The organism is Cupriavidus pinatubonensis, from assembly GCF_019602855.1.
Classification (GTDB): domain Bacteria; phylum Pseudomonadota; class Gammaproteobacteria; order Burkholderiales; family Burkholderiaceae; genus Cupriavidus; species Cupriavidus pinatubonensis.
In genome coordinates this window covers 2,175,105-2,198,100 of sequence record NZ_CP080766.1, presented here as the reverse complement: position 1 = coordinate 2,198,100, position 22,996 = coordinate 2,175,105, and the positions used below count along the sequence as shown (strand labels likewise).

The following is a 22,996-nucleotide window of genomic DNA, read 5'->3' as shown; positions in this document are numbered from 1 at the left end:
AGTGGGGGCGCTTCAGAAAGGTTTATCGCCGATGATGGTCGCGCGCATCATCCGGCGTACTGCGGGGAAATAGTCCTGCACGGCGTAGTGCTGCGTGGAACGGTTATCCCAGAACGCAATGGTGTTGGGCCGCCATTTCAGGCGGACCTGGTACTCGGGCACGGCGGCCTGGCGGAACAGGTACTGCAGCAGATCGAGTTCGCCATAGCGGAAATCGAAGCCCACGCGGAACTGCACCTTCTCGCCGAAGTTCGCGAGATGCGTGACAAATCCTTCGTTGACGTAGAGGATCTTTTCACCGCTCTCGGGATGCGTGCGCACGACCGGGTGCGTGACCGCAGGGAACTTCTTGCGGTTGACTTCACGTTCCTCCGGAGTCATGCGTGCGCCGAAGCCGGGCATGATGTCGTGAACCGCATAGAGGCCGTCGATCCGCTCCTTGACGGCGTCGGGCAGGGCCGCGTAGGCACGTGCCATATCGACCCAGATCGTGTCGCCGCCGGTGTCGGGGCACTCCACGCAGCGCAGCATCGACGCCATCGACGGCACCTCGCGCCACGAGACGTCGGAGTGGTAGATGTTCTCGCGGCCACGCATGTCCTTGCTTCCGCCCAGCAGCACCAATTCGGGATGGTCCTCGTGATGCGGAAAGACGGGGTGAACTTCGAGTTCGCCGAAGCGGCGTGCGAGCTGCACGTGCTGTGCCGGCGTGATGTCCTGGTCGCGGAAGAACAGCACCTTGTGGCGCACCAGCGCTTGCCGCAGCGCGGCCACGGTGGCGTCGTCGAGCGTCTCGGCCAGATCGATCCCGCCGACCTCGGCACCAATGGTCGGCGTCGACCGTGTAATGGTGAAGCCGTGGTAGTTCAGGGTGTTAGGTTCGGCGGACGCATCGCTAAGTTGAACGGCGGCATTGCTACGGGTCATATCATCTCCTTTTGTTCGGTGGGCTGCTGGCCGGCGCGGGCTCGATCTGCCGCACCAGCGATTCACTGCATGCTGGCGCAATCAGTCCAGGCGGATGTCCGAAGCACGGATCGCTTCGGCCCAATAGGCCTGCTCGGCCTTGACGACATCGGAGAAAGCCGACGGCGTGCTTCCCTTGAGCACGATCCCAAGATCGACCATGCGCGCGCGGAAATCGGGGTTGGTCAACGTGCGGTTGACGTCGGCCGACACCTTTTCCACGATGGCGCGCGGCGTTGCAGCGGGCGCGAACATGCCCACCCATCCCTGCCGCTCGAGTCCACGCACGCCAGCCTCGGCAAACGTCGGCACGTCAGGCAGCATGGGTGAGCGCGCTGCGCCTGCAACAGCGAGCACCCGCAGCTTGCCCGCGGCGGCATGCTGGCGCGCACTGACTGCGGCGATCATGCCGGCCGGAAGCTGTCCGCCCAGCAGGTCGTTGACCATTGGCGCCTCACCTTTGTAGGGCACATGTGTGAGCGCCACTTTCGCGTTGCGTCCGAAGATCTCCATCTGCAAATGGCCACTCGAGCCCAGGCCATAGGAACCGTACGCCAGCGGCTTCCCCTGCTTGCCGATGTATTCGATCAGCTGCTTCACGCTGCTCACCCCGAGCGAAGGCTGCACCACCAGCGCAAGGTTCGACGTGGCAAGCTCCGAAACCGGCGCAAAGTCCCGCACCGGGTTGTACGGCGCCTTGCTGTACAGGCTTGGCGCCTGCACCATACCGGTCAGCGTCAGCAGTAGCGTATGGCCGTCCGGGTCGGCCTTGGCGACCATGTCAGCACCGATCATGCCGCCGGCGCCGGGCCGGTTGTCAACGATGACCGGCTTGCCCCAGGCTTTGGCAAGGCCCTCGGCAATCTGCCGCGCGACCACGTCGCCGGTACCGCCCGCCTGGTACGGGTACACCACGCGCACCGCGCGCGATGGGAACCCGGCCGCGTTGGCCTGGGCCCGCGCATTGAGGCCGACGCCTCCGAATGCCGCGCCTGCCAAACCGAGCGCCAACTGCTGCAAAACCTTTCGCCTTTGCTGCTGCATCTTGCTGTCTCCATTTTTCATTGGTTCTACCGATTCGCGGCTGCAGCCGGCCTCTGGCGGGCCTGGTCATGCAGCCATGGTCCTGCGGTGCCGCTAAGGTCAGAGCGTGCGCGCGATGATCTCCTTCATGATCTCGTTCGAGCCGCCGTAGATCTTGCCCACGCGTGCGTTCACGTACATGCGCGCGATCGGGTACTCCATCATGTAGCCGTAGCCGCCATGGAGCTGCAGGCATTCATCGATGATTTCGCAGCTCGTCTGCGTGCCCCACCACTTCGCCATGGCGGCGGTCTCGGGATCGAGCTCGTCGCGCAGGACCTTGGCCATGCAGTCGTCGACAAATGCGCCCGCGATGACAGCCTTGGTCTTGCACTCCGCCAGCTTGAAGCGGGTGTTCTGCATGTCGAGCAGCGTCGCGCCAAACACTTTGCGTTCGCGCACGTAGTCGGTGGTCAGTTCCACCGCGCGTTCCATCGCAGACAACGCGCCCAGCGCGATGATCATGCGCTCCTGCGGAAGCTGCTGCATGAGCTGGTAGAAGCCTTTGCCTTCTTCCGTGCCCAGCAGGTTCGTGCAGGGCACGCGCACGTCGTCGAAGAACAGCTCGGCTGTGTCCTGACCCTTCTGGCCGATCTTTTCAAGGATGCGGCCGCGGCGGAAGCCCGGCAGGTTCTCGGTCTCGACCACGACGATCGACACGCCTTTTGCACCCTTGTCCGGATCGGTCTTGCAGACCACCAGGATCAGGTCGGCCAGAAAGCCATTGGTGATGAAGGTCTTCGAGCCGTTCAGCACATACTGGTCGCCGTCGCGGACGGCGCGCGCCTTGATGCTCTTGAGGTCCGATCCCGCACCGGGCTCCGACATGGCAATGGCCGCGACTATTTCGCCGCTGGCCATCTTCGGCAGCCAGTTCTGCTTCTGCGCCTCGGTGCCATAACGCAGGATGTAATGCGCGACGATGCCGCTGTGGACGTTAGTGCCAAGGCTGCTGACGCCCACCCGGGACTGCTCGAGCGTGATGACTGCTTCATGCGCGAAGTTGCCGCCGCCACCGCCGTATTCCTCGGGAATGCTCGCGCACAACATGCCCATCTCGCCGGCCTTGCGCCAGATCTCGCGGTCGACGTGCTGCTGCTTCCACCAGCGATCCTCGTGCGGAACCAGCTCGCGTTCGATGAACTTGCGGATGCCGTCCTGGAACATCGCCAGGTCGTCAGTAATCCAGGGACGTTGATTGAATGCCATGCTCTTGCTCCGCTTCGATCAGGGACGGCCGCCGCCGCAGATCAGCACCTGGCCGGTGATGTAGTTCGACTCGGGGATGCACAGCAGGTACACAGAACCCGCAGCTTCGACCGGCGTGCCGCCACGGCCCAGCGGGATCATCGCTTCGATATTTTTCATGAGCTGCGGATTCACGCCAACCTTGATCTCGTTGCCGCCGATGTTCAGCGTCGAGGTGTTGTCCGAGCCGGCCGTGGCCTCGGTCAGGCGCGTCTTGATCAGGCCGAACGCCACGCTGTTGACGTTGACCTTGTAACGGCCCCACTCCTTGGCGAGTGCCTTGGTCAGGCCGTTGATGGCGGCTTTGCCGGCCGAGTAGTTGGCCTGGCCGGCGTTGCCCATCACGCCCGATACCGACGAGATGTTGACCACCTTGCGGAACACTTCCTGGCCGGCCTCGGCTTCCTTCTTGGCGGCTTCGCGGAAGTAGTCAGCGGCGGCGCGCAGAATGCGGAACGGCGCGGTCACGTGCACGTCCATGATGGCCGACCACTGTTCGTCGGTCATCTTCTGGATCACGTTGTCCCAGGTGTAGCCGGCGTTGTTGACGATGATGTCCAGGCGACCGAAGGTCTGCAGCGCGGTACCGACGAAGCGGGTGCCGAAATCGGCTTCGGTCACGCTGCCCACGCACGCGACGGCCTTGCCGCCGGCGGCGACGATCTCCTGCACCACGGCCTGTGCCGGTTCCGCGTCGAGGTCGTTGATCACGACGGCTGCGCCTTCGCTGGCGAGCTTCAGCGCGATTTCACGGCCGATGCCGCGGCCCGAACCCGAAACGATAGCGACCTTGTCGACGAGTTTTCTCATTTCCTGTACTCCTTTGCTGATCTGTTGAATGTCCCGGCTGTCCGGCCGCCTCAGGCGGCAAGGGCGATCAGTGCATCGCCTGACAGCTTGATTTCGCCCGTCTGGTTGCGGGTCTCCAGTGCCACGCGCACGGTGCGCGCAACGTCATCCTTTTCCACAACCGTGCCGGTGCACGCGATCTCGTCGCCGACATGCGTGATCGCGGCAAAGCGCACCGAGAAGCTGCGAATGTCTTGTTGCGACACCCAGTTGGTCAGCAGACGGCCGAGGTAAGCCATCGACAGCATGCCGTGGGCGAATACGTCAGGCATGCCTGCCCTGCGCGCAAAGTCGATATCGACGTGGATCGGGTTGTGGTCGCCCGAGGCACCGGCGTACAGCGCCAGCGTGAGGCGGTTCAGCGGCGGCGCGGTAAAGGACGGCAGCTCCGTGCCGACCGCGATCTCATCAAACCGGAGGGTCTGCATGGCTGTCTCCTTAGCTGTTGCGCACGACGATGGTGCTGCGCAGGTCGGCGACCGGGTCGCCCTTGGCGTCAGTCACACGGGTTTCGCGCACCACGAACTCCAGTGCGCCGCCCTTCTTTTCGTAGATGTCGGCCACGCGGGTTTCGAAGGTCAGGCACTCGCCCGCATAGGCCATTCGGTGGTATTCGAAATGCTGCTGGCCATGCAGGACCTTGCCGATATCGATGTTCAGCCGCTCGATCATGGCGCGCGGATTGGGCGATTCCATTTCGAGGCAGAACAGGAAAGTGGGCGGTACCGGCAGGTCCGGATAGCCCGCGGCCTCGGCCGCAGCCAGGTCGGTGTAGCGCGCATCATTCTGGCCCGTCGCCTTGGCGAAGAAGCGCAGGCGTCCGGCCTCCACGTCAACGGAATGGCGCGAGATCAGCGCGCCGATATGGATCTTGTCGATCATCTCTGTGCTTCCTTTACCGCTTATTGCTGGCGTTCGTACAGCGTCACCACGCAGGCGCCACCGAGGCCGAGGTTGTGCTGCAGCGCCAGGCGCGCGCCTTCGACCTGGCGGTCACCGGCCTTGCCGCGCAGTTGCCAGACCAGTTCGGCGCATTGCGCGAGGCCGGTGGCACCCAGCGGGTGACCCTTGGACAGCAGGCCGCCCGACGGATTGGTAACCACGCGGCCGCCGTAGGTGTTGTCGCCATCGACGATGAATTTCTCGGCAGTACCGACCGGAGTCAGACCCAGGCCTTCGTAGGTAATCAGCTCGTTGGCGGTGAAGCAGTCGTGCAGTTCCACCACGTCGATATCGGTCGGCGCAACACCGGCCTTCTCGTAGACGGCTTTCGCTGCGGCAGCGGTCATGTCGTAGCCCACCACCTTGCGCATGTCGCCTTCGTCGAAGGTGCTGTTGCGGTCCGTGGTCATGGCTTGCGCGGCGATGTTCACGCGCGTGTCGAGGCCATGCTTGCGCGCGAACGCTTCCGTGCACAGGATCGCGGCGGCAGCGCCGCAGGTCGGCGGGCAGCACTGCAGGCGTGTGAGCGGGTCGAACACGGTCGGCGCCGCCATGACCTCTTCCAGAGTAACGGTATTGCGGAACACTGCAAACGGGTTGCGCGCGGCATGCTGGCGCGCCTTGACCGAGATGCGCGCGAAGGTGTCCGGGCGGATGCCGTATTCCTTCATGTACGCACGGCCCGCGCCGCCGAAGAACTGCGCCGCGCGCGGCGCCTGCTCGTCGAAGCCCTGGACTTGCGCCATGGTGTTCGCAAAGCGTTCCATCGGGCCAGGACGGTCGGTATAAGCGCCCTTGAGCGCGCCCGGCACCATCTGCTCGAAGCCGACCGCGATGGCGCATTCAATCGCGCCGCTTTCCACGGCCTGGCGCGCCAGGAACAGCGCGGTCGAGCCGGTGGCGCAGTTGTTGTTGACGTTGATGACCGGAATGCCGGTCAGGCCGACGCCGTAGATGGCGGCCTGGCCCGACGTCGAATCGCCGAACACATAGCCAACGTAGGCCTGCTCTACCAGCGCGTAGTCGATGCCAGCATCTGCCAGCGCGGCCTTGGCCGCATTGGCGCCCATCACGCCATAGTCATCGCTGGCGCCAGGCTTGGTGAACGGGATCATGCCGACGCCGGCCACTACCACTTTGTTGCTCATGTCGATTTCCTCTGAGAATTAAAGAAGGCGGCCGCCTCAGTTGACCTGCCGGGTGCTGTCTTTCCAGTACGGGGAGCGCAGATCGCGCTTGAGGATCTTGCCGGCCGCGGACAGCGGCATCTCGGCACGGAATTCGATGCTCTTCGGGCATTTGTAGCCCGCGATAAACTGGCGGCAGTGCTCGCGCAGGCCGGCCTCGTCGGCCTGCGCGCCGGGCTTGAGCACGATCACCGCATGCACGGCCTCACCCCAGCGCGCATCAGGCACGCCGATCACGGCGCACGACGCCACCGCCGGATGGCGCGAGAGCACGTTCTCGACTTCCGCCGAGTAGACGTTTTCGCCGCCGCTCACGATCATGTCCTTGAGTCGGTCGACGATGAACAGGTAGCCGTTTTCATCCATGTATGCGCCGTCGCCGGTATGCAGCCAGCCATCGCGCAGCGTGGCCGCGGTCTCGGCGGCCTTGTTCCAGTAGCCCTGCATGACGTTCGGGCCGCGCACGATGATTTCGCCGACGGTATTGCGCGGCACTTCGACGCCCTGATCGTCCACGATCTTGACCGTGACGCCGTACCCGGCGCGGCCAGCCGAGCGGTACAGGCCGCTGGCACGGCCCTCCGGGCCGTGATTGACGGGCGGATTGACGGAGACCACCGGAGCGGCCTCGGTCAGTCCGTACGCGTGGAAGAACTGCACCTGCGGCAGCGCGGCCAGCGCAGCATCGAGCAGGCCAGCACTGATCGGCGAGGCACCATAGTTGATGCGCTGCAGGCCGCGCAGGTCATGGCTCGCGAAATCGGGATGCGAGAGCACCGCCTGCAGCATGGTCGGGACTAGCAGGATTTCATTGACCTGTTCCCTCACCATGGTGTCGAGCACTTCCTTCGCATCGAAGGCGGGAATCAGCGCATGCGTGGCACCGGCGACGAACAGCGTCACCGCCTTGGCCATGGCCGCGGTGTGGAACAGCGGGCACGCATGCAGCGTGATGGTGTCTTCGGGGCACGGATACTGCGCCATGCGCGAGATCGCCGACGACCACAGGTTCATGTGCGACTGCATCACGCCCTTGGGCTTGCCCGTGGTGCCGCCTGTGTACATGATGGCGGCCAGGTCGTCGCCGCCGCGCTGCGCGTCTTCGACCGGCGTAGCTTCGGCAACAAGCCGCTCGTACGACAGCATGCCGTCGGGCGTGGAGTTGTCACCGACGTGGATCAGCACCGGCTTTCGGCTGGCGCTCGCAACGATGCCGGGCACCATCGGCAGGAAGTGGTCGTCGACGATCAGGATGCCGGTGTCGCAATCGTCAAGCGAGTAGACGATCTCGGGCACGCTCCAGCGGGTATTGACGGGATTGAGCACGCCGCCGCCCCACCAGACCGACAGCATGTATTCGAGATAGCGGTCCGAGTTCAGCGCCAGCATGCTGACGCGGTGCCCTTCGGCCATGCCCAGCTGGCGCAGTGCGCCGGCCAGGCGCGCGACGCGGTCGCCAAGCTGGCGAAAGGTCTGGCGGCGGGTACGAAAGATAGTGGCCGTGCGATCAGGCGTTTGCTGCAGACAGCGATGCAGCCCTTGGGTCAGGTACATACTGCGAAGTCTCCGGAGTGCGTGGGCGGCGGGGAGGACGTGGCGCCCCGCTGTAGTCGGCCACTTTAGGAGCCGCCCTGTCGGCTGTCGTCCGTCGAAGGGAGGAAAATCCCGGCGGACGCCGAATCGTTCGAAAGAACTACGACAGGCGTACGCAGGCGTGGAACAATCGCGTTTTTCCTGAATCCGATGGCCAGTATGCGTAGAATTGATCACAAATCAGGCAAAACTGTAGTCAGACGCGTCGGATAAGCCATGCACAAAGGAGTAGAGGACATCCCCTTGCCTGCCCGCCCGCCCTCGCGCGGGCTGGTGGCGTCGAAGCTGGTGCCGCCAGCCAGCGGACCGGCGACACTGCCGCGGCCGCAGCTCGTACAGGGCATGCTTGATGCCAGCGCGGCGCGGCTGATCCTGATTCGCGCGGCCGCCGGCTTTGGCAAGACCACGCTGATGCAGCAATACGCCGTCCAATGCGCGGCGCGCCAGCGCAGCACGGCATGGTTACGCGTGGACGGCGGCGACAACGACCTCGAACGGTTCCTGGTCCACCTCGACGCCGGCCTGCAGGCTCTGCATGGCAAGCGCAAGGCCGCGCGGGGCACCGCGCCCGCCGATGACACGACCGGGCCGCGGCTCGCGCACCGCATCATCGAACAGGTGGCCAGCGCCGTGTTGCCGTTCAGCATCCTGCTCGACGACTTCGAGACCGTCCAAAGCGCATCGGTGCTGAACTTCGTGCAGCAACTCGTCGAAGCCATGCCGCCGTGCGGCACGCTGGTGATCGCCTCGCGCGTCACGCCCGAAATCGGGCTGGGACGCATCCGTGCGCGCGGGCACCTGCTCGAGATCCACCCCGCGCAGTTGCGCTTCACGCTCGAAGAAGCCACTGCGCTGATCCGCGAGCGCTGCCACCTGCCGCTGCGCGACAGCGAGATTGCCACGCTGCACCGCTGCACCGAAGGCTGGGCCACCGCGATCTACCTGGCCACGCTGTCCCTCCAGACACGCACGGACCACGCGGCATTCGTCGCCTCGTTCTCGGGCACCAACCTTGAACTGGCCGAATACCTGGCCGAGGACATCCTCGCGCAGCAGAGCGATGCCTGCCGGTCGTTCCTGCTCGAAACCAGCGTACTGGGCCAACTCAGCGCGTCGCTGTGCGACGCTGTCACGGGCCGGCAAGACAGCCGCGCAATGATCGACTACCTCGAGCGCGCCAACCTGCTGCTGTTCCCGCTGGACGGCGACCGCACCTGGTATCGCTACCACCAGCTCTTTGCCAGCTTCCTGCAGCACCGGCTGGACTTGCAGCAACCGGGCCGCGCGACGGAATTGCACCGGGACGCGGCCCGCTGGTACCTCGAGCAGAGCCGGCCGGTGCCGGCGGTGGACCACCTGCTACAGGCCGGCTTGCACGACGAAGCGCTGCCCCAGATCGCGCGGCAGGCCGATGCGCTGCTGAGCGCGGGCCGCGTCCGGTTGCTCGTGCGCTGGCTCGACCCGATCCGCCCCGAAGCGCTGGCGCGCCATCCGCGCCTGAGGCTCGCACGTGCGTGGGCGCTGCTGCTCAACCGACGCTACGCCGATGCCCTGCAGGCCGTCGAATCGATCCAGGCGCTTGGCGACAGCGGTGGCAGCGAGCGGCTCGCCGTGGAAGCGGAAACGATCCGCTGCGTGCTGCTGGTCATGACCGACCAGGTCGAGGCCTGCCGCCAGGCCAGCATGGTCCAGATCAACCGGCTTGGGCCCGACGACCTGTTCCAGTACTGCATCCTCGCCAACTCGCTGGCCTACAGCCTGATCTGCACCCACCGCTACGACGACGCGCGCAGCGTGTTGTCGCGCGCGATCCAGCGCGGTGCCGATGAGCGTTCGGTATTCATGCGCAGCATCGCCGATTGCCTGGAAGGCCTCATCGATCTGGTGCATGGCCGCCTTGGCAACGCGCTGGCGCGCTTTCACACCGCCTCCACGCGCACGTGGAACGACGCGAGCGGGGACATCACCGGCGACAAGCCGGCGATCGACACCTCGTGGTCGCTGGCGCTGTACGAGAACGATGCACTCGACGAAATGGCGCGGCTGCTCGCCGACGCGCTGCCCTACACCAAGGCCAACGGCCCGCCGGACTCGGTGATCGGCTGCCATGTGCTGAGCGCGCGACTGGCGCTGCTGCGCGGCGACAAGGAGCAGTGGCTGCGCGTGCTGGCAGAACTGGAACAGCTCGGTCAGCAGGTCAATGCAGAACGGTCGGTGTGCTCGGCGTGGATAGAGCGCGCCCGCGTAGCCACGCTCGAAGGCCGGCTCGACGCCGCCGAACAGGCGCTGCGCGCCGTCGATCTGTATGGCGGCTGGGAAGCCCGTGATACGGCCGGACACGCCAACGACATCGAACGTCCGTCGATCACGCGGCGCCGCCTGGAAATTGCGCAGGGACAGCATGCGGTGGCACTCGCCGCACTGGACGAAGCCATCGGCGCTGCCATTGCGCACCAGCGCTTCTGGCGCCTGCTCAAACTACGCATCCTGCGCGCCACGGCGCTCGACGGCCTCGCGCGGCGCGACGAGGCGTTGCAGGAAATCACTGAAGCGCTGCGGCTCGCCAGCCACGAAGGCTTTGTACGCACGTTCCTCGACGAAGGTGAGCGGATCGCCATGCTGGTACGCAGTTGGGCTTCGGCATACCAGACGCAGGCGGCGGGCCTGGGCATTGCCCCGCAGTTCGTCACGCGGCTGCTGGCGAAGCTGCCGGGCGCGCCTGTCGCCACCGAAGCGGAACCCGCTTTGGTAGCCGGCCTGTCGGACAGCCTTACGGCGCGCGAACTGGAAGTGCTGCAGATGCTGTCGGCGGGCCTGCGCAACCGCGCGATTGCGGAGAAGCTCTTTCTCTCCGAACTGACGGTAAAGTCACACCTGCGCAAGATCAACGCCAAACTCGGCGCGCAGAACCGCACGGAGGCTGTCGCTATCGGGCGCTCCCGCGGCCTGATCCCGTGAAGCGAAAAGGCCGGTCGGCGCACATCGGCGCACGGACCCTCCTGCAGCGCGACGCCGACGCCGCCTCACTATTCCGCATTGCACAATGCCTCATGAACTTGCTTGTCCAGGCAAGGATTCGCGCCCAAGCTGGAGGTGTCGAACAGGAGGACATCATGAAACCCACCAACTTCGTCTGGCACTACACGGTCGGCACGAGGTTGCCAGCCATCGCGGAATCCGGCTTGCTGATTCCCGCAAGGTCGCTGCACGCCACGGCGTCGCTCGGCGTGCTGTGGTTTTCACGCCAGCAGACGTGGGAGCCGTCGACCGCCAGGACCGGCTGGAAACGCCACCCCGCCGCCAAGACCGCTTTCCCCGAGAAGGACGGCGTGTTCCGCTTTGGCCTGCCGGCGTCGGACAACCGTCTTGTGCCATGGCCCGCGGTCACGCGCCTGGCCGATATCGACATCCCGGAAGCCATGGCCATGGTTTCGGCCGGGCTGCGCCGCGGCGCCACCCCGACCGACTGGGTCGGCGTGCTGGCGCAGGTGCCGCTGGCTGAACTGCGCTTCCAGCACTGGGACGGCGCCGCCTGGCGCGATGCACGGCTCGACGAACTTGACCTCGCTGCGCTTGCTGCAATGCGCCCCGCCGTGCCCCCCGAACACGGCAAGCCACTATCCGTGGCTGTGGCCCGGAGCGGCGCAATGCACGACGTATACTGACGCGGAGCCGTCTGCGAGACGCTTGCGCCACACCGCCAGCGGAGCCCATCGGGCTGCGCCTGCCGCAGCAAGAATATGGCCCGATCCGGATGAACTGACGCGCGTGTCCCAACATTCTGCGGGGCTGCATGCAGGTGCAGTCTTGACACCTTGGCGCCTGCTTTGTTTAATGGGTAACACATATCAAGCCTGCCGCATGAAAGGCCCCACCCATTACATCAAGCCATGATGGAAAAAGGCGGCATCGAAGATCCGCAGCGCAAGAAGGAAGAATTGCGCAGCTTCCTGTTTCTTACCGCGGTGATGGTACCGGTGCTGTCGGTCATCACCGTAGCCGGTTACGGCTTCATTGTCTGGATGAGCCAACTCATCAGCGGCCCTCCTACGCATTGAGTCCGCAACCCTCTCGCCAGAGAGAGTGCAACAAAGGCGACCATAAAAAGGCTGCAACACAGAATTAAACGGCCTTTAGCTGGAGTTACCGAATGCCAGCTGCAAGATCTTTTATACCCATCGGGCCGGTCTCCGCCGGCGAGGAATGGCATATCGCCGGGATTGTCGTGTACGCGCATCCCGACAGCGTGAGCCGCGTGCGCGCCGCCGTCGAAGCCATGACGGGCGTGGAGATCCATGCTGCCAGCGAAGCCGGCAAGCTGGTCGTCACCGTCGAAGCCCCCTCCTCCCGCGCCATTGCCGCGCAGCTGACCCGCCTTCACCAGCTCGAAGGCGTGCTGTCGGCCACCCTGGTCTATCAGCACAACGAAGACGCCGAAGCCATGAACGAGGAGATCGACGATGAAAGTCTCTCGTCGGGATTTCATTAAACAGACTGCCATCGCAGCGACAGCATCGGTTGCTGGCATTCCGCTTGGCACCGAGGCCGCCAACTTCGTCACCGACAGCGAAGTCACGAAGCTGAAGTGGTCGAAGGCGCCCTGCCGCTTCTGCGGCACGGGCTGCGGCGTCACCGTGGCCGTGCGAGACAACAAGGTGGTGGCCACGCAGGGCGATCCGCAGTGCGAGGTCAACAAGGGCCTGAACTGCGTCAAGGGCTACTTCCTGTCGAAGATCATGTACGGCCAGGACCGGCTCACCAAGCCGCTGCTGCGCATGAAGAACGGCAAGTACGACAAGAACGGCGAGTTCGCGCCGGTCACGTGGGACCAGGCGTTCGACGAGATGGAGCGCCAGTTCAAGCGCGTGCTCAAGGAGAAAGGCCCGACCGCGGTGGGCATGTTCGGCTCCGGCCAGTGGACCGTTTGGGAAGGCTACGCGGCGTCCAAGCTCTACAAGGCGGGCTTCCGTTCCAACAATATCGACCCAAACGCACGCCATTGCATGGCGTCTGCAGTGCAGGGCTTCATGCGCACCTTCGGCATGGACGAGCCGATGGGCTGCTATGACGATTTCGAGGCCGCCGACGCGTTCGTGCTGTGGGGCTCGAACATGGCGGAGATGCACCCGATCCTGTGGACGCGCATCACGGACCGGCGCCTGAGCCACCCGAAGACGCGCGTGGCGGTGCTGTCCACTTTCACGCACCGCTCGTTCGACCTGGCGGATATCCCGATCATCTTCACGCCGCAGACCGACCTGGCGATGCTGAACTACATCGCCAACTACATCATCCAGAACAACAAGGTCAACAAGGACTTCGTCAACAAACACACGGTGTTCAAGGAAGGCGTGACGGAAATCGGCTACGGCTTGCGGCCTGACCATCCGCTGCAGAAGGCCGCAAAGAACGCGGCCAATCCGGGCGATTCGAAGCCCATCACGTTTGATGATTTCGCCAAGTTCGTCTCCAAGTACGACGCCGACTACGTCAGCAAGCTCTCCGGCGTACCGAAGGACAAGCTCAGGCAGCTTGCCGAGCTGTACGCGGACCCCAACGTCAAGGTGATGTCGTTGTGGACCATGGGGTTCAACCAGCATACGCGTGGCAGCTGGGTCAACAACATGGTCTACAACGTCCACCTGCTGACCGGCAAGATCGCCACGCCGGGCAACAGCCCGTTCTCGCTGACCGGGCAGCCGTCCGCGTGCGGCACCGCGCGCGAAGTCGGCACGTTCTCGCACCGGCTCCCAGCCGACATGGTGGTCACGAATCCGAAGCACCGCGAGGAAGCCGAGCGCATCTGGAAACTGCCACCAGGCACCATCGTCGAGAAGCCCGGCTACCACGCCGTGCTGCAGAACCGCATGCTCCGGGACGGCAAGCTCAATGCGTACTGGGTGCAGGTCAACAACAATATGCAGGCGGCGGCCAACATCATGGAGGAAGCCCTGCCGGGCTACCGCAACCCCGCCAACTTCATCGTTGTTTCGGACGCATACCCGACCGTGACAGCGCTGTCGGCGGACCTGATCCTGCCCAGCGCGATGTGGGTGGAAAAGGAAGGCGCCTACGGTAACGCGGAACGCCGCACGCAGTTCTGGCACCAGCTTGTCGATGCGCCGGGCGATGCGCGCTCCGACCTGTGGCAGCTCATGGAGTTTTCCAAGCGCTTCAAGGTCGAGGAAGTCTGGCCGGCCGAACTCGTGGCAAAGAAACCTGAATACAAGGGCAAGACGCTGTTCGACGTGCTGTACCGCAACGGCCAGGTCGACAAGTTCCCGATCAAGGAAGTCAGCACCGAATACCACAATGCCGAGGCCCAGGCCTTCGGCTTCTACGTGCAGAAGGGCCTGTTCGAGGAATACGCGAGCTTCGGCCGCGGGCATGGCCACGACCTGGCACCGTTCGACCGCTACCACGAGGAACGCGGCCTGCGCTGGCCCGTGGTCAACGGCAAGGAAACGCGCTGGCGCTACCGCGAAGGCAGCGATCCTTATGTCAAGGCCGGTACCGGCTTCCAGTTCTACGGCAATCCCGACGGCAAGGCCGTGATCTTCGCGCTGCCGTATGAGCCGCCACCGGAATCGCCGGACAAGGAATATCCGTTCTGGCTCGCCACCGGGCGCGTGCTGGAACACTGGCATTCCGGCTCGATGACGCGGCGTGTGCCCGAACTCTACCGGGCCTTCCCCAACGCGGTGGTGTTCATGCATCCCGAAGACGCCAAGGCCATGGGGCTGCGGCGCGGCGTCGAGGTGGAAGTGGTGTCGCGGCGCGGGCGCATGCGTTCGCGCGTGGAGACACGCGGCCGCGACGCGCCGCCGCGTGGCCTGGTCTTCGTGCCGTGGTTCGATGCAAGCCAGCTCATCAACAAGGTCACGCTCGACGCGACCTGTCCGATTTCGCTGCAGACCGACTACAAGAAGTGCGCGGTGAAGATCGTCAAGGTGTAGCCGCCCACGCCAATCCACAAAAGGAGACGCCATGAAGCCGAGCCGATCCTGGGCACCGCTGCTGGCCTTGTGTACCTGGCTGCTGGCGGCATTTGCATGTGCCATGTTCGCGGCCGCGCCCGCCGGCGCGCAGGGCGTGGTCGACGCCATGCGTGGTCCTACGCCCGTGGCCAACGAGACCAAGGCCCCGATCCTGTACCCGACCGAGAACAAGGACATCCGGCGCACGCGCAATTACACCATGCAGCCGCCGACGATCCCCCACAAGATCGACGGCTACCAGCTTGACAAGGACTTCAACCGCTGCATGTTCTGCCATGCACGCACGCGGACCGAGGAGACGCAGGCCATTCCGGTCAGCATCACGCATTACATGGATCGCGACAACAATGTGCTGGCCGATGTCTCGCCACGGCGCTATTTCTGCACCCAATGCCATGTACCGCAGGCCGACGCGAAGCCGCTGGTCGGCAATAACTTCGTCGATGTGGAAACGATGCTCAAGCGCAAGCCCGGCGCCAAGAGCGCGGGCAAGTAACCAACAAGACAGGTGCGCGCCATGCTGGATCTCATCAAGCGCTATTGGCGGACCATCAACCGGCCCAGCGCCTATTTCAGCCTGGGCTTCCTGACGCTGGGCGGTTTCATTGCCGGGGTGATGTTCTGGGGCGCGTTCAACACCGCGCTGGAGCTGACCAATACCGAGCAATTCTGCACCGGTTGCCATGAGATGCGCGACAACGTCTACCAGGAACTGCAGGGCACCATCCACTTCACCAACCGCAGCGGCGTGCGCGCCAAGTGTTCGGACTGCCATGTGCCACACAACTGGACCACCAAGATGGCGCGCAAGATGCAGGCGTCGAAAGAGGTCTGGGGCAAGATCTTTGGCACGATCAATACGCGCGAGAAGTTCCTCGCGCACCGGCTGGAGCTGGCCCAGCACGAGTGGGCACGCTTCAAGGCCAACGACTCGCTTGAATGCCGCAACTGCCACGACTACCAGTCGATGGACTTCACGCGCCAGAGCCCGCGCGCACAGGCCATGCATTCGACCTATCTGGAAAACAAGGAAAAGACCTGCATCGATTGCCACAAGGGCATTGCCCACCACCTGCCCGACGTGTCGAAAGCCGGGGAACAGTAGCGCGTGCCGACTCCCTCTTCCGGGCTCTCCTGTAATGGCGTTGCCGTTGGCCCGGTGCTGCGGGCCAACGATCTTGCGTTTTCTCGTGGGGGGCGCCCTGTCTTTACCGGCATCGACTTCAGCGTCAGCGCAGGCGGCGTGATACAGGTCGTGGGCCCGAACGGCAGCGGCAAGTCGTCGCTGCTGCGCGTGCTGAGCGGACTGCTGCAACCGGCTAGCGGCAGCGTGAGCTGGCTCGGCAAATGCGTTCGCGCAGGCGATCCGGCCTACCTGCAGTCGCTCGCCTACGTCGGCCATGCTGACGGCATCGATACCGACCTGACTGCGGACGAACACCTGCGCTACGCTGCGCGGCTCACTGGCCTGCACGCGACGAACGAGACCGTGCGCGTGGCGCTCGCGCGGCTTGGCATCGCAAAGACCATGCATGTCCCAGTACGGACGCTTTCGCAAGGCCAGCGCCGCCGCGTCGCGCTGGCGCGGCTGGCGTTGGTCCGGCGTGCGTTGTGGCTGCTCGACGAACCGCTCACCTCGCTCGATGACGAATCGGCCGCCTGCTTTCACGACCTGCTTGACGAGCACCTCCGCGACGGCGGCATGGCGGTGATCGCCACGCACCGGCTGTTGCCCGGCGGCGGGGAAGTACTGCAACTTGGCGGCGCGCATGCGCTGCCCCCCGCCTGATCGCGCCATGCTCGCAACCCTTGGCGCCATCGTCATGCACGACCTGTCGCTCGCCTGGCGGCGGCGCGGCAGCCTGCTCGGCAGCGTGGTGTTCTTCGTCATCGCCGCGAGCCTGTTCCCGCTTGCGATCGGCCCCGAGCCGCAGCAACTGCGCGCGCTCGCGCCGGGCATCCTGTGGGTGGCGGCGCTGCTCGCATCGATGTTGTCGCTGTCGCGGCTGTTCGCTCAGGAGTACGCCGATGGCAGCCTCGACCAACTGCTGCTTTCGCCGCAACCGCTGGCCTTGCTGGTGCTGGCGAAGATCTGCGCGCACTGGCTGACCAGCGGGCTGCCGTTGCTGCTGCTCACGCCGTTGCTGGCGCAGCAGTACAGCCTGCCCGCCGGGTCCGCGCTGCTGCTGTCGGCATCGCTGCTGGTCGGCACGCCGGCGCTGAGCCTGATTGGCGCGGTCGGCGCCGCGCTAACGCTGGGCGTGCGCGGCAGTGCGGTGCTGCTGTGCGTCCTGGTGCTGCCGCTGTGCGTGCCGGTGCTGGTGTTCGGCGCCAGCGCGGGCGTCGCGGCCGACGCCGGGCTCGATGTGATGCCGCAATTCTCGCTGCTGGGCGCATGCCTGGCGCTGTCGCTGTTCCTGTGCCCGCTCGCGACCGCGGCGGGTCTGCGCATCGCCATGGAGTAGACATGGGCCAACCGCTGCACCCCACCCACGCGGTCGCCGACCGGCCTGGCATGCGGCGATCGCGCTGGCTTGCGTTCGCCGCGCCGGTGCGCTTCTATCCGCTCGCGGGCAGGCTCGCACCATGGTTCTTTGCCGCCGCCGCGCTGTTGCTCGTGGGCGGACTGTGGATCGGCTTCGTCGTGGCGCCCACCGATGCGCAGCAGGGCGAGGTCTACCGCATCATCTTCATCCACGTGCCGGCCGCATGGATGTCGATGTTCATCTACTTGGTCATGGCCGGCTATTGCGCGCTGGCGCTGGTGCTGCGCACGCGCCTGTCGTCCATGATGGCCTCGGCGCTGGCGCCGACCGGCGCGCTGTTCACCGCGATTGCGCTGTGGACCGGCGCGCTGTGGGGAAAGCCGACCTGGGGCACGTGGTGGGTCTGGGATGCGCGGCTGACGTCGGAGCTGATCCTGCTGTTTCTGTACCTGGGCTTCATCGCGCTGGAGGCCGCCATCGACGAGACCCGGCGGGCCGAGCGCGCTTGCGGCGTGCTCGCGCTGGTCGGCATGGCGAATGTTCCGGTGATCTATTTTTCCGTGCAATGGTGGAACACGCTGCACCAGGGCGCGTCGATCAGCCTGACCGCAGCGCCTTCGATGGCCGCGACCATGCTGGCCGGCATGCTGGTGATGACGCTCGCGTGCTGGATGTACACGATCGCCGTGGCGCTGGTGCGCGTGCGTTGCATCCTGCGCGAGCGCGGCGAAGCCGGCACGCTGCCGGCCGAACTTCGGAAGACTGCACCATGAGCGAATTCACGTTGTCTTCGCTGACCGGCCACGCAGGCTATATTGCCGGCGCATTCGGCGTGGCATTCGCGCTGATCGGCGTGGAACTTGTCCTGCTGGCGCGGCGTAGCCGTGCCAGCGCCACACGGCACACGCCGCGATGACGCCGCGCCAGCGCCGCCTGGGCATGCTGCTGGCCGCGCTGGCCTGCGCGGGCATCGCGCTCGCGCTCGTGCTCAATGCATTTCGCTCGAACCTCGTGTTCTTCTTCAGCCCGAGCCAGGTTGCCGCGCACGAGGCGCCGGCTTCGCGAAGCTTCCGGCTCGGCGGTCTCGTCGCGCCCGGCTCCATTCGCCGTGAAGGCGACGGCATGACCGTCCGCTTCATCGTCACCGACAAGGCGCGCGAAGTTCCGGTGGTCTATCGCGGCCTGTTGCCGGACCTGTTCCGCGAAGGCAAGGGCGTGGTCGCGCGTGGCACGCTAGACCGCAGCGGCACCTTCGTCGCCAGCGAGGTACTGGCCAAGCACGATGAAAACTACATGCCGCCCGAAGCCGCCGATGCGCTGAAGCAGGCGGAACAGGTCAACCGCCGCATGGCGAGCCAGTTAGCGGAAGGCGAACGGGAGACGCAGCGATGATCCCGGAACTCGGACACTTTGCATTGATCGTGGCGCTGTTGGCCGCCATGATGCAGGCTCTGCTGCCGCTGGCCGGCGCGGCGCGTGCCAATGCGGCGTGGATGTCTGTCGCCAGGCCTGCAGCGCGCGTGCAGTGCGCGTTGATAGTGCTGGCCTACGTGACACTGACGCTGGCCTTCGCGGGCAATGACTTCAGCGTGCGCTACGTCGCCGCAAATTCGAACAGCGACCTGCCGCTCGCCTACCGGCTGGCCGCCGTCTGGGGGGGACATGAGGGCTCGATGCTGCTGTGGACGCTGATGCTGGCGCTGTGGTCCCTCGCGGTCTCGGTGTTCAGCCGCCGCCTCCCGCTGCCCGTGGTCGCACGCGTGCTCGGCGTGATGGGCGCCATCAGCAGTGGCTTGCTGCTGTTCCTGCTGTTCGCGTCCAATCCGTTCATCCGCCTGCTGCCGCCGGCAATGGCCGGTCGGGACCTTAACCCGCTGCTGCAGGACCCCGGCATGGTGTTCCATCCGCCCATGCTTTACATGGGATACGTCGGCTTTGCCGTGACCTTTTCCTTTGCCGTCGCGGCGCTGCTCGAAGGGCGCCTCGACGCCGCGTGGGCACGCTGGGCGCGGCCGTGGACCACGGTGGCCTGGATGTTCCTGACGCTCGGCATCATGCTTGGCAGCGCATGGGCCTACTACGAGCTGGGCTGGGGCGGCTGGTGGTTCTGGGATCCGGTCGAGAATGCATCGTTCATGCCGTGGCTCGCCGGCACGGCGCTGATGCATTCGCTCGCGGTGACGGAGAAACGCGGCGCGTTCCGCGCCTGGACCGCGCTGCTCGCGATCTTCACGTTCTCGCTGAGCTTGCTCGGCACCTTCCTGGTCCGCTCGGGTGTGCTGACCTCGGTCCACGCGTTCGCCGTCGACCCGAAGCGCGGCATCTTCATCCTCGCGCTGCTGGGTCTTGTGACCGGCCTGGCGCTCGCGCTGTTTGCATGGCGCGCGCCGCGACTCGCTCGGCGCACGGCGTTCAGCCTGCTGTCGCGGGAAACTTTCCTGCTCGCCAACAATGTGCTGCTGGCCATCGCGGCGGCGACGGTGCTGCTGGGCACGCTCTACCCACTGCTGGTCGATGTGCTCGGTCTCGGCAAGATCTCGGTGGGCCCGGCCTACTTCGAGCAGGTCTTCGTGCCCCTGATGGCGCCCGCCGTGCTGCTGATGGGCGCCGCGCCGCTCGCGCGCTGGCGGCAGGGCGACTTGCCGGACATGGCGCGCCGGCTGCGCTGGGCAGCCGCGGCCAGCATCGCCATTGGTGTCGGCCTGCTGCTGATCCTGCGCAATGCATCGGCACTGACCGGACTTGGCTTGCTACTCGCGGCCTGGTGCGCTGCGAGCGCGGCCGCCAGCGTGGCCGCAAGGCTGCGCAACCAGCGCGGACGCCGGCTGGCCGCGCTGCGGCAACTGCCGGCCGGCTATTTCGGCATGCTGCTGGCTCACCTTGGCGTGGGCGTGTTCATCGCGGGCGTGACGCTCGTGAGCAGCCAGGAAAGCCTGCGTGAGCTGCCGATGCAGCCCGGCGAGACCGTCGCCGTCGGCGATCATGACTTCCGCTTCGGCGGCGTCAGTTCCGCCACGGGCCCGAACTACGAAGCGCTGCGCGGCATCATCAGCGTGTCGCGCCACGGCAAGACGATCACCACGCTGATGCCCGAACGCCGCATCTACCGCAGCCAGGACATGCCGACCACCGAGGCCGCCATCGACAGCGGCTTCACACGCGATCTCTACGTGGCGCTCGGCGAATCGCTCGGCGAAGGCCGCTGGGCCGTGCGCATCCACGTCAAGCCGTTCGTCGACTGGATCTGGGGCGGGTGCGTGCTGATGGCGATCGGCGGGCTGCTCGCGGCCTGTGACCGGCGCTACCGGCTGCACCGGCAGGCTGCCAGCGCTGTGGCACCGGAAGCGAATGTCCCCCAGCCTCAGGCGCCCGCACTGGCGCTCGCTGGCAGCGAGGAGACGCAGGCATGACGCGCTTCCTGCTGCCGCTTGCGGTGTTCCTGGCGCTCGCTGTGGCGCTGGCCGCGGGCTTGCGCCACGATCCGCGCGAGCTCCCGTCGCCACTGGTCGGCAAGCCCGCGCCAGCATTCGTGCTGCCGGTGCTTGACGAGGACGGCCAGAAGCTCGGCGCGGCTGATCTGCGCGGCAAGGTGTGGTTGCTCAATGTCTGGGCATCGTGGTGCACAGCGTGCCGCGCTGAGCATCCGGTGCTCGTCGACTTCGCGGCGCGCTCGCGCGTGCCGCTGTACGGGCTCAACTACAAGGATCAGGACAGCGCCGCGCGCGACTGGCTGCGGCGCATGGGCAATCCGTATGCGGCGTCGCTGGTCGATGCCGACGGGCGCGTAGGCATCGACTTCGGCGTGTATGGCGTGCCGGAGACCTTTGTTATCGACAAGGCCGGCGTGATTCGCTACAAGCAGGTCGGTCCGGTGACGCAGGAGGTGCTGGAGCGCAAGCTGATCCCGTTGCTGGAATCTCTGCAGAAGGGGGACGGCCATGCGTAGGCCGACGCTCGCGTGCTGCGTGCTGGCGCTCTCGCTGCGTGCCATTGCCGCACCGCTCACCGACGCAGAACTCGACGCACGCGTCCACGCGCTCTCCGAGCAACTGCGCTGCCTCGTCTGCCAGAACCAGACGCTGGCCGACTCCAACGCAGAGCTAGCCGTCGACCTGCGCCGGCAGATCCGCGAGCAACTAAGGCAGGGCGCCAGCGACGAAGCCGTGAAGCAGTATCTCGTGCAGCGCTACGGCGATTTCGTGCTCTACAAGCCGCCGCTGAAGCCGCTGACCTGGCTGCTGTGGTTTGGCCCGCTGCTGTTGTTGCTCGTCGTGCTGGCGGCCCTGTGGCGCCCCCGCGCGCGCCGCGTTGCACCCGCGGGTCCCCTGGACGACGCCGAACGCCGCAGGCTGGCGGAGTTGCTTGATGAACAGCCACCGCAGCGGTCCCCGCGTTCGATCGACACGTTGCCACCGTTATCGCCGCCATGACGACCTTCTGGTTCCTTGCCGCAGCGTTGATGGCCGTGACCATGGCGGGTCTGTTATGGCCGCTATTGCGCCATTCCTCCGGCACAACCGTCTCGGACCGCCCTGTCCCGGCGTTGCGCGAGATATACCGTGACCAGCTCAGCGAACTCGACACCGATCTGCGCGCCGGCACGCTGAGCCCTGCAGGCCATGCGGACGCGCGCAACGAGCTTGCTCGCCGCCTGCTCGACGACACGGGTGACCAATCCATCACGGTGCGCAGCCAGCGTTCATCCACGTTGCTCGCCGCGGCCTTGCTCGCCGTGCTGCCAAGCGCAGCCATCTTGCTCTACCTGCATCTCGGCAACCCCGTCGCGCTCTGGAATGCCAGCGACATGCACGGCATCGAAGACGGCCAGCACGAACTCAGCGTCGCGCAGATCGAAGGCATGGTGAACCAGCTCGCGACACGCCTGCACGACAAGCCTGAGGATCCCGAGGGGTGGTCCATGCTCGCGCGTTCCTACACTGCGCTGCAGCGCTACGACGATGCCGCCGCGGCTTACGCAAAGGCGGTTGTCCTTGCGCCCGACGTGGCGGCACTGCGCTCCGACTATGCCGATGTGCTCGCCAGCCTCAATGGCGGCTCGCTCGAAGGACCGGCGACTGAGCAGATCCAGCGCGCGCTCGCGCTCGATGCTGATGACCCGAAGGGCCTGGCGCTGGCCGCGAGCGCAGCCGCCGAACGCGGCGAGACCGCTCAGGCCATCAGCTATTGGGAACACCTCTATCGTCTGCTGCCGCCGGATTCGCAGACCGCCGCACGGGTCGCGGCCAACCTGGCTGCGGCGCGTGGCGACACCAGGGCGTCCGTAGCCACCCACGGCAGCATCAGCGGAACCGTCACACTCGCGCCCGATGCCAGCCGCAAGCCCGGTCCCGATGAAACAGTCTTTGTCTATGCGCGCACCGTCGATGGTTCGCGCATGCCGCTGGCCGTGCTGCGCCGGACCGTTCGCAACCTGCCGCTGCATTTCACACTGGACGATTCGCTTGCGCTCACGCCCGAGCGCAAGCTGTCGGGACAGGAACAAGTCATGGTGGAGGCGCGCATTTCGGCAAGCGGCAATGCGATGCCGCAGGCGGGGGATCTCGTGGGCCAGGTGGGTCCTGTGCGGATCGGTACCGGAGATGTGCGCATCGTCATCGGTGCCATGGGCACCGATGCACGTTGA

General features: G+C 65.7%; 24 protein-coding genes. 16 read left to right on the top strand and 8 right to left on the bottom strand.

Annotated features, from left to right (window positions below):
- Positions 1-12: 12 nt before the first annotated feature.
- The 8 genes from K2O51_RS09985 to K2O51_RS09950 form a co-directional block, all read right to left on the bottom strand.
- The gene (locus tag K2O51_RS09985) at positions 13-927 is read right to left on the bottom strand and encodes a TauD/TfdA dioxygenase family protein (protein WP_140953294.1); all 915 of its coding nucleotides are present in this window, start codon (positions 925-927) and stop codon (positions 13-15) included.
- A gap of 81 nt (positions 928-1,008) precedes the next feature.
- Entirely contained in the window at positions 1,009-2,010 is a 1,002-nt protein-coding gene (locus tag K2O51_RS09980) for a Bug family tripartite tricarboxylate transporter substrate binding protein (RefSeq protein ID WP_011300866.1), read from the bottom strand.
- A gap of 99 nt (positions 2,011-2,109) precedes the next feature.
- On the bottom strand, positions 2,110-3,258 hold the full coding sequence (locus K2O51_RS09975) for an acyl-CoA dehydrogenase family protein (protein WP_220630154.1): 1,149 nt from the start codon (positions 3,256-3,258) through the stop codon (positions 2,110-2,112).
- Positions 3,259-3,276: 18 nt separating this feature from the next.
- Positions 3,277-4,107 (bottom strand): SDR family NAD(P)-dependent oxidoreductase, encoded by an 831-nt coding sequence (locus tag K2O51_RS09970; RefSeq protein WP_011300868.1) that lies wholly within the window; start codon positions 4,105-4,107, stop codon positions 3,277-3,279.
- A 50-nt stretch (positions 4,108-4,157) separates the two neighbouring features.
- Positions 4,158-4,574, bottom strand: a complete 417-nt coding sequence (locus K2O51_RS09965) for a MaoC family dehydratase (RefSeq protein WP_220630153.1) — start codon at positions 4,572-4,574, stop codon at positions 4,158-4,160.
- 10 nt (positions 4,575-4,584) lie between these two features.
- Positions 4,585-5,028: a MaoC family dehydratase N-terminal domain-containing protein gene (locus tag K2O51_RS09960; protein WP_220630152.1), complete on the bottom strand. Its 444-nt coding sequence runs from the start codon at positions 5,026-5,028 to the stop codon at positions 4,585-4,587.
- 20 nt (positions 5,029-5,048) lie between these two features.
- Positions 5,049-6,236, bottom strand: coding sequence for a lipid-transfer protein (locus tag K2O51_RS09955; RefSeq protein ID WP_220630151.1), 1,188 nt, complete (start codon positions 6,234-6,236; stop codon positions 5,049-5,051).
- 36 nt (positions 6,237-6,272) lie between these two features.
- Positions 6,273-7,829, bottom strand: a complete 1,557-nt coding sequence (locus K2O51_RS09950) for a long-chain-fatty-acid--CoA ligase (RefSeq protein ID WP_140948737.1) — start codon at positions 7,827-7,829, stop codon at positions 6,273-6,275.
- 255 nt (positions 7,830-8,084) lie between these two features.
- Between K2O51_RS09950 and K2O51_RS09945 the strand changes: the two genes are divergently transcribed.
- The 16 genes from K2O51_RS09945 (at position 8,085) to ccmI (ending at position 22,996) form a co-directional block, all read left to right on the top strand.
- Complete coding sequence (locus K2O51_RS09945; protein ID WP_220630150.1) at positions 8,085-10,826, top strand: winged helix-turn-helix domain-containing protein; 2,742 nt, start codon at positions 8,085-8,087, stop codon at positions 10,824-10,826.
- Positions 10,827-10,981: 155 nt separating this feature from the next.
- The gene (locus K2O51_RS09940; protein WP_181184341.1) at positions 10,982-11,533 is read left to right on the top strand and encodes a hypothetical protein; all 552 of its coding nucleotides are present in this window, start codon (positions 10,982-10,984) and stop codon (positions 11,531-11,533) included.
- Positions 11,534-11,761: 228 nt separating this feature from the next.
- Positions 11,762-11,926, top strand: coding sequence for a periplasmic nitrate reductase, NapE protein (gene napE / locus K2O51_RS09935; RefSeq protein ID WP_041680544.1), 165 nt, complete (start codon positions 11,762-11,764; stop codon positions 11,924-11,926).
- A 92-nt stretch (positions 11,927-12,018) separates the two neighbouring features.
- Positions 12,019-12,357, top strand: coding sequence for a chaperone NapD (locus K2O51_RS09930; RefSeq protein ID WP_220630149.1), 339 nt, complete (start codon positions 12,019-12,021; stop codon positions 12,355-12,357).
- Complete coding sequence (napA, locus tag K2O51_RS09925) at positions 12,329-14,824, top strand: periplasmic nitrate reductase subunit alpha (protein WP_011300877.1); 2,496 nt, start codon at positions 12,329-12,331, stop codon at positions 14,822-14,824. The genes K2O51_RS09930 and napA overlap by 29 nt, the downstream gene beginning before the upstream one ends.
- 31 nt (positions 14,825-14,855) lie before the next feature.
- On the top strand, positions 14,856-15,362 hold the full coding sequence (locus K2O51_RS09920; protein ID WP_220630148.1) for a nitrate reductase cytochrome c-type subunit: 507 nt from the start codon (positions 14,856-14,858) through the stop codon (positions 15,360-15,362).
- Positions 15,363-15,383: 21 nt separating this feature from the next.
- Positions 15,384-15,971: a NapC/NirT family cytochrome c gene (locus K2O51_RS09915; protein WP_011300879.1), complete on the top strand. Its 588-nt coding sequence runs from the start codon at positions 15,384-15,386 to the stop codon at positions 15,969-15,971.
- Between the two features lie 3 nt (positions 15,972-15,974).
- Positions 15,975-16,655 carry a cytochrome c biogenesis heme-transporting ATPase CcmA gene (gene ccmA / locus K2O51_RS09910; protein WP_425332967.1) on the top strand — a complete coding sequence of 227 codons (681 nt, stop codon included), beginning with the start codon at positions 15,975-15,977 and terminating at the stop codon, positions 16,653-16,655.
- A gap of 7 nt (positions 16,656-16,662) precedes the next feature.
- Positions 16,663-17,331, top strand: a complete 669-nt coding sequence (gene ccmB / locus K2O51_RS09905) for a heme exporter protein CcmB (protein WP_220630147.1) — start codon at positions 16,663-16,665, stop codon at positions 17,329-17,331.
- Positions 17,332-17,333: 2 nt separating this feature from the next.
- Complete coding sequence (ccmC, locus tag K2O51_RS09900) at positions 17,334-18,125, top strand: heme ABC transporter permease CcmC (RefSeq protein WP_011300882.1); 792 nt, start codon at positions 17,334-17,336, stop codon at positions 18,123-18,125.
- The gene (locus tag K2O51_RS09895; RefSeq protein WP_086004457.1) at positions 18,122-18,268 is read left to right on the top strand and encodes a heme exporter protein CcmD; all 147 of its coding nucleotides are present in this window, start codon (positions 18,122-18,124) and stop codon (positions 18,266-18,268) included. Before ccmC ends, K2O51_RS09895 begins: the two co-directional genes overlap by 4 nt.
- Positions 18,265-18,744, top strand: coding sequence for a cytochrome c maturation protein CcmE (gene ccmE, locus K2O51_RS09890; protein ID WP_011300883.1), 480 nt, complete (start codon positions 18,265-18,267; stop codon positions 18,742-18,744). Before K2O51_RS09895 ends, ccmE begins: the two co-directional genes overlap by 4 nt.
- A complete protein-coding gene (locus K2O51_RS09885) occupies positions 18,741-20,762 on the top strand; it encodes a heme lyase CcmF/NrfE family subunit (RefSeq protein WP_220630146.1) in 2,022 nt (673 codons plus the stop codon). The genes ccmE and K2O51_RS09885 overlap by 4 nt, the downstream gene beginning before the upstream one ends.
- Positions 20,759-21,298 (top strand): DsbE family thiol:disulfide interchange protein, encoded by a 540-nt coding sequence (locus tag K2O51_RS09880; RefSeq protein ID WP_011300885.1) that lies wholly within the window; start codon positions 20,759-20,761, stop codon positions 21,296-21,298. Before K2O51_RS09885 ends, K2O51_RS09880 begins: the two co-directional genes overlap by 4 nt.
- Entirely contained in the window at positions 21,291-21,782 is a 492-nt protein-coding gene (locus K2O51_RS09875) for a cytochrome c-type biogenesis protein (RefSeq protein WP_140948744.1), read from the top strand. The genes K2O51_RS09880 and K2O51_RS09875 overlap by 8 nt, the downstream gene beginning before the upstream one ends.
- Positions 21,779-22,996, top strand: a complete 1,218-nt coding sequence (gene ccmI, locus K2O51_RS09870) for a c-type cytochrome biogenesis protein CcmI (protein ID WP_140948745.1) — start codon at positions 21,779-21,781, stop codon at positions 22,994-22,996. The genes K2O51_RS09875 and ccmI overlap by 4 nt, the downstream gene beginning before the upstream one ends.

Excerpts from the sequence above, each read along its gene's own strand:
- napE (WP_041680544.1), top strand. The coding sequence starts at position 11,762 with ATGGAAAAAGGCGGCATCGAAGATCCGCAGCGCAAGAAGGAAGAATTG.
- ccmC (WP_011300882.1), top strand. The coding sequence starts at position 17,334 with ATGGGCCAACCGCTGCACCCCACCCACGCGGTCGCCGACCGGCCTGGC.
- K2O51_RS09955 (WP_220630151.1), bottom strand. The coding sequence starts at position 6,236 with ATGAGCAACAAAGTGGTAGTGGCCGGCGTCGGCATGATCCCGTTCACC.
- K2O51_RS09950 (WP_140948737.1), bottom strand. The coding sequence starts at position 7,829 with ATGTACCTGACCCAAGGGCTGCATCGCTGTCTGCAGCAAACGCCTGAT.
- napA (WP_011300877.1), top strand. The coding sequence starts at position 12,329 with ATGAAAGTCTCTCGTCGGGATTTCATTAAACAGACTGCCATCGCAGCG.
- K2O51_RS09940 (WP_181184341.1), top strand. The coding sequence starts at position 10,982 with ATGAAACCCACCAACTTCGTCTGGCACTACACGGTCGGCACGAGGTTG.
- K2O51_RS09960 (WP_220630152.1), bottom strand. The coding sequence starts at position 5,028 with ATGATCGACAAGATCCATATCGGCGCGCTGATCTCGCGCCATTCCGTT.
- ccmI (WP_140948745.1), top strand. The coding sequence starts at position 21,779 with ATGACGACCTTCTGGTTCCTTGCCGCAGCGTTGATGGCCGTGACCATG.
- K2O51_RS09975 (WP_220630154.1), bottom strand. The coding sequence starts at position 3,258 with ATGGCATTCAATCAACGTCCCTGGATTACTGACGACCTGGCGATGTTC.
- K2O51_RS09965 (WP_220630153.1), bottom strand. The coding sequence starts at position 4,574 with ATGCAGACCCTCCGGTTTGATGAGATCGCGGTCGGCACGGAGCTGCCG.
- K2O51_RS09970 (WP_011300868.1), bottom strand. The coding sequence starts at position 4,107 with ATGAGAAAACTCGTCGACAAGGTCGCTATCGTTTCGGGTTCGGGCCGC.
- K2O51_RS09895 (WP_086004457.1), top strand. The coding sequence starts at position 18,122 with ATGAGCGAATTCACGTTGTCTTCGCTGACCGGCCACGCAGGCTATATT.
- ccmE (WP_011300883.1), top strand. The coding sequence starts at position 18,265 with ATGACGCCGCGCCAGCGCCGCCTGGGCATGCTGCTGGCCGCGCTGGCC.
- K2O51_RS09915 (WP_011300879.1), top strand. The coding sequence starts at position 15,384 with ATGCTGGATCTCATCAAGCGCTATTGGCGGACCATCAACCGGCCCAGC.
- K2O51_RS09920 (WP_220630148.1), top strand. The coding sequence starts at position 14,856 with ATGAAGCCGAGCCGATCCTGGGCACCGCTGCTGGCCTTGTGTACCTGG.
- K2O51_RS09885 (WP_220630146.1), top strand. The coding sequence starts at position 18,741 with ATGATCCCGGAACTCGGACACTTTGCATTGATCGTGGCGCTGTTGGCC.
- K2O51_RS09930 (WP_220630149.1), top strand. The coding sequence starts at position 12,019 with ATGCCAGCTGCAAGATCTTTTATACCCATCGGGCCGGTCTCCGCCGGC.
- ccmB (WP_220630147.1), top strand. The coding sequence starts at position 16,663 with ATGCTCGCAACCCTTGGCGCCATCGTCATGCACGACCTGTCGCTCGCC.
- K2O51_RS09880 (WP_011300885.1), top strand. The coding sequence starts at position 20,759 with ATGACGCGCTTCCTGCTGCCGCTTGCGGTGTTCCTGGCGCTCGCTGTG.
- K2O51_RS09985 (WP_140953294.1), bottom strand. The coding sequence starts at position 927 with ATGACCCGTAGCAATGCCGCCGTTCAACTTAGCGATGCGTCCGCCGAA.
- K2O51_RS09980 (WP_011300866.1), bottom strand. The coding sequence starts at position 2,010 with ATGCAGCAGCAAAGGCGAAAGGTTTTGCAGCAGTTGGCGCTCGGTTTG.
- K2O51_RS09875 (WP_140948744.1), top strand. The coding sequence starts at position 21,291 with ATGCGTAGGCCGACGCTCGCGTGCTGCGTGCTGGCGCTCTCGCTGCGT.
- K2O51_RS09945 (WP_220630150.1), top strand. The coding sequence starts at position 8,085 with ATGCACAAAGGAGTAGAGGACATCCCCTTGCCTGCCCGCCCGCCCTCG.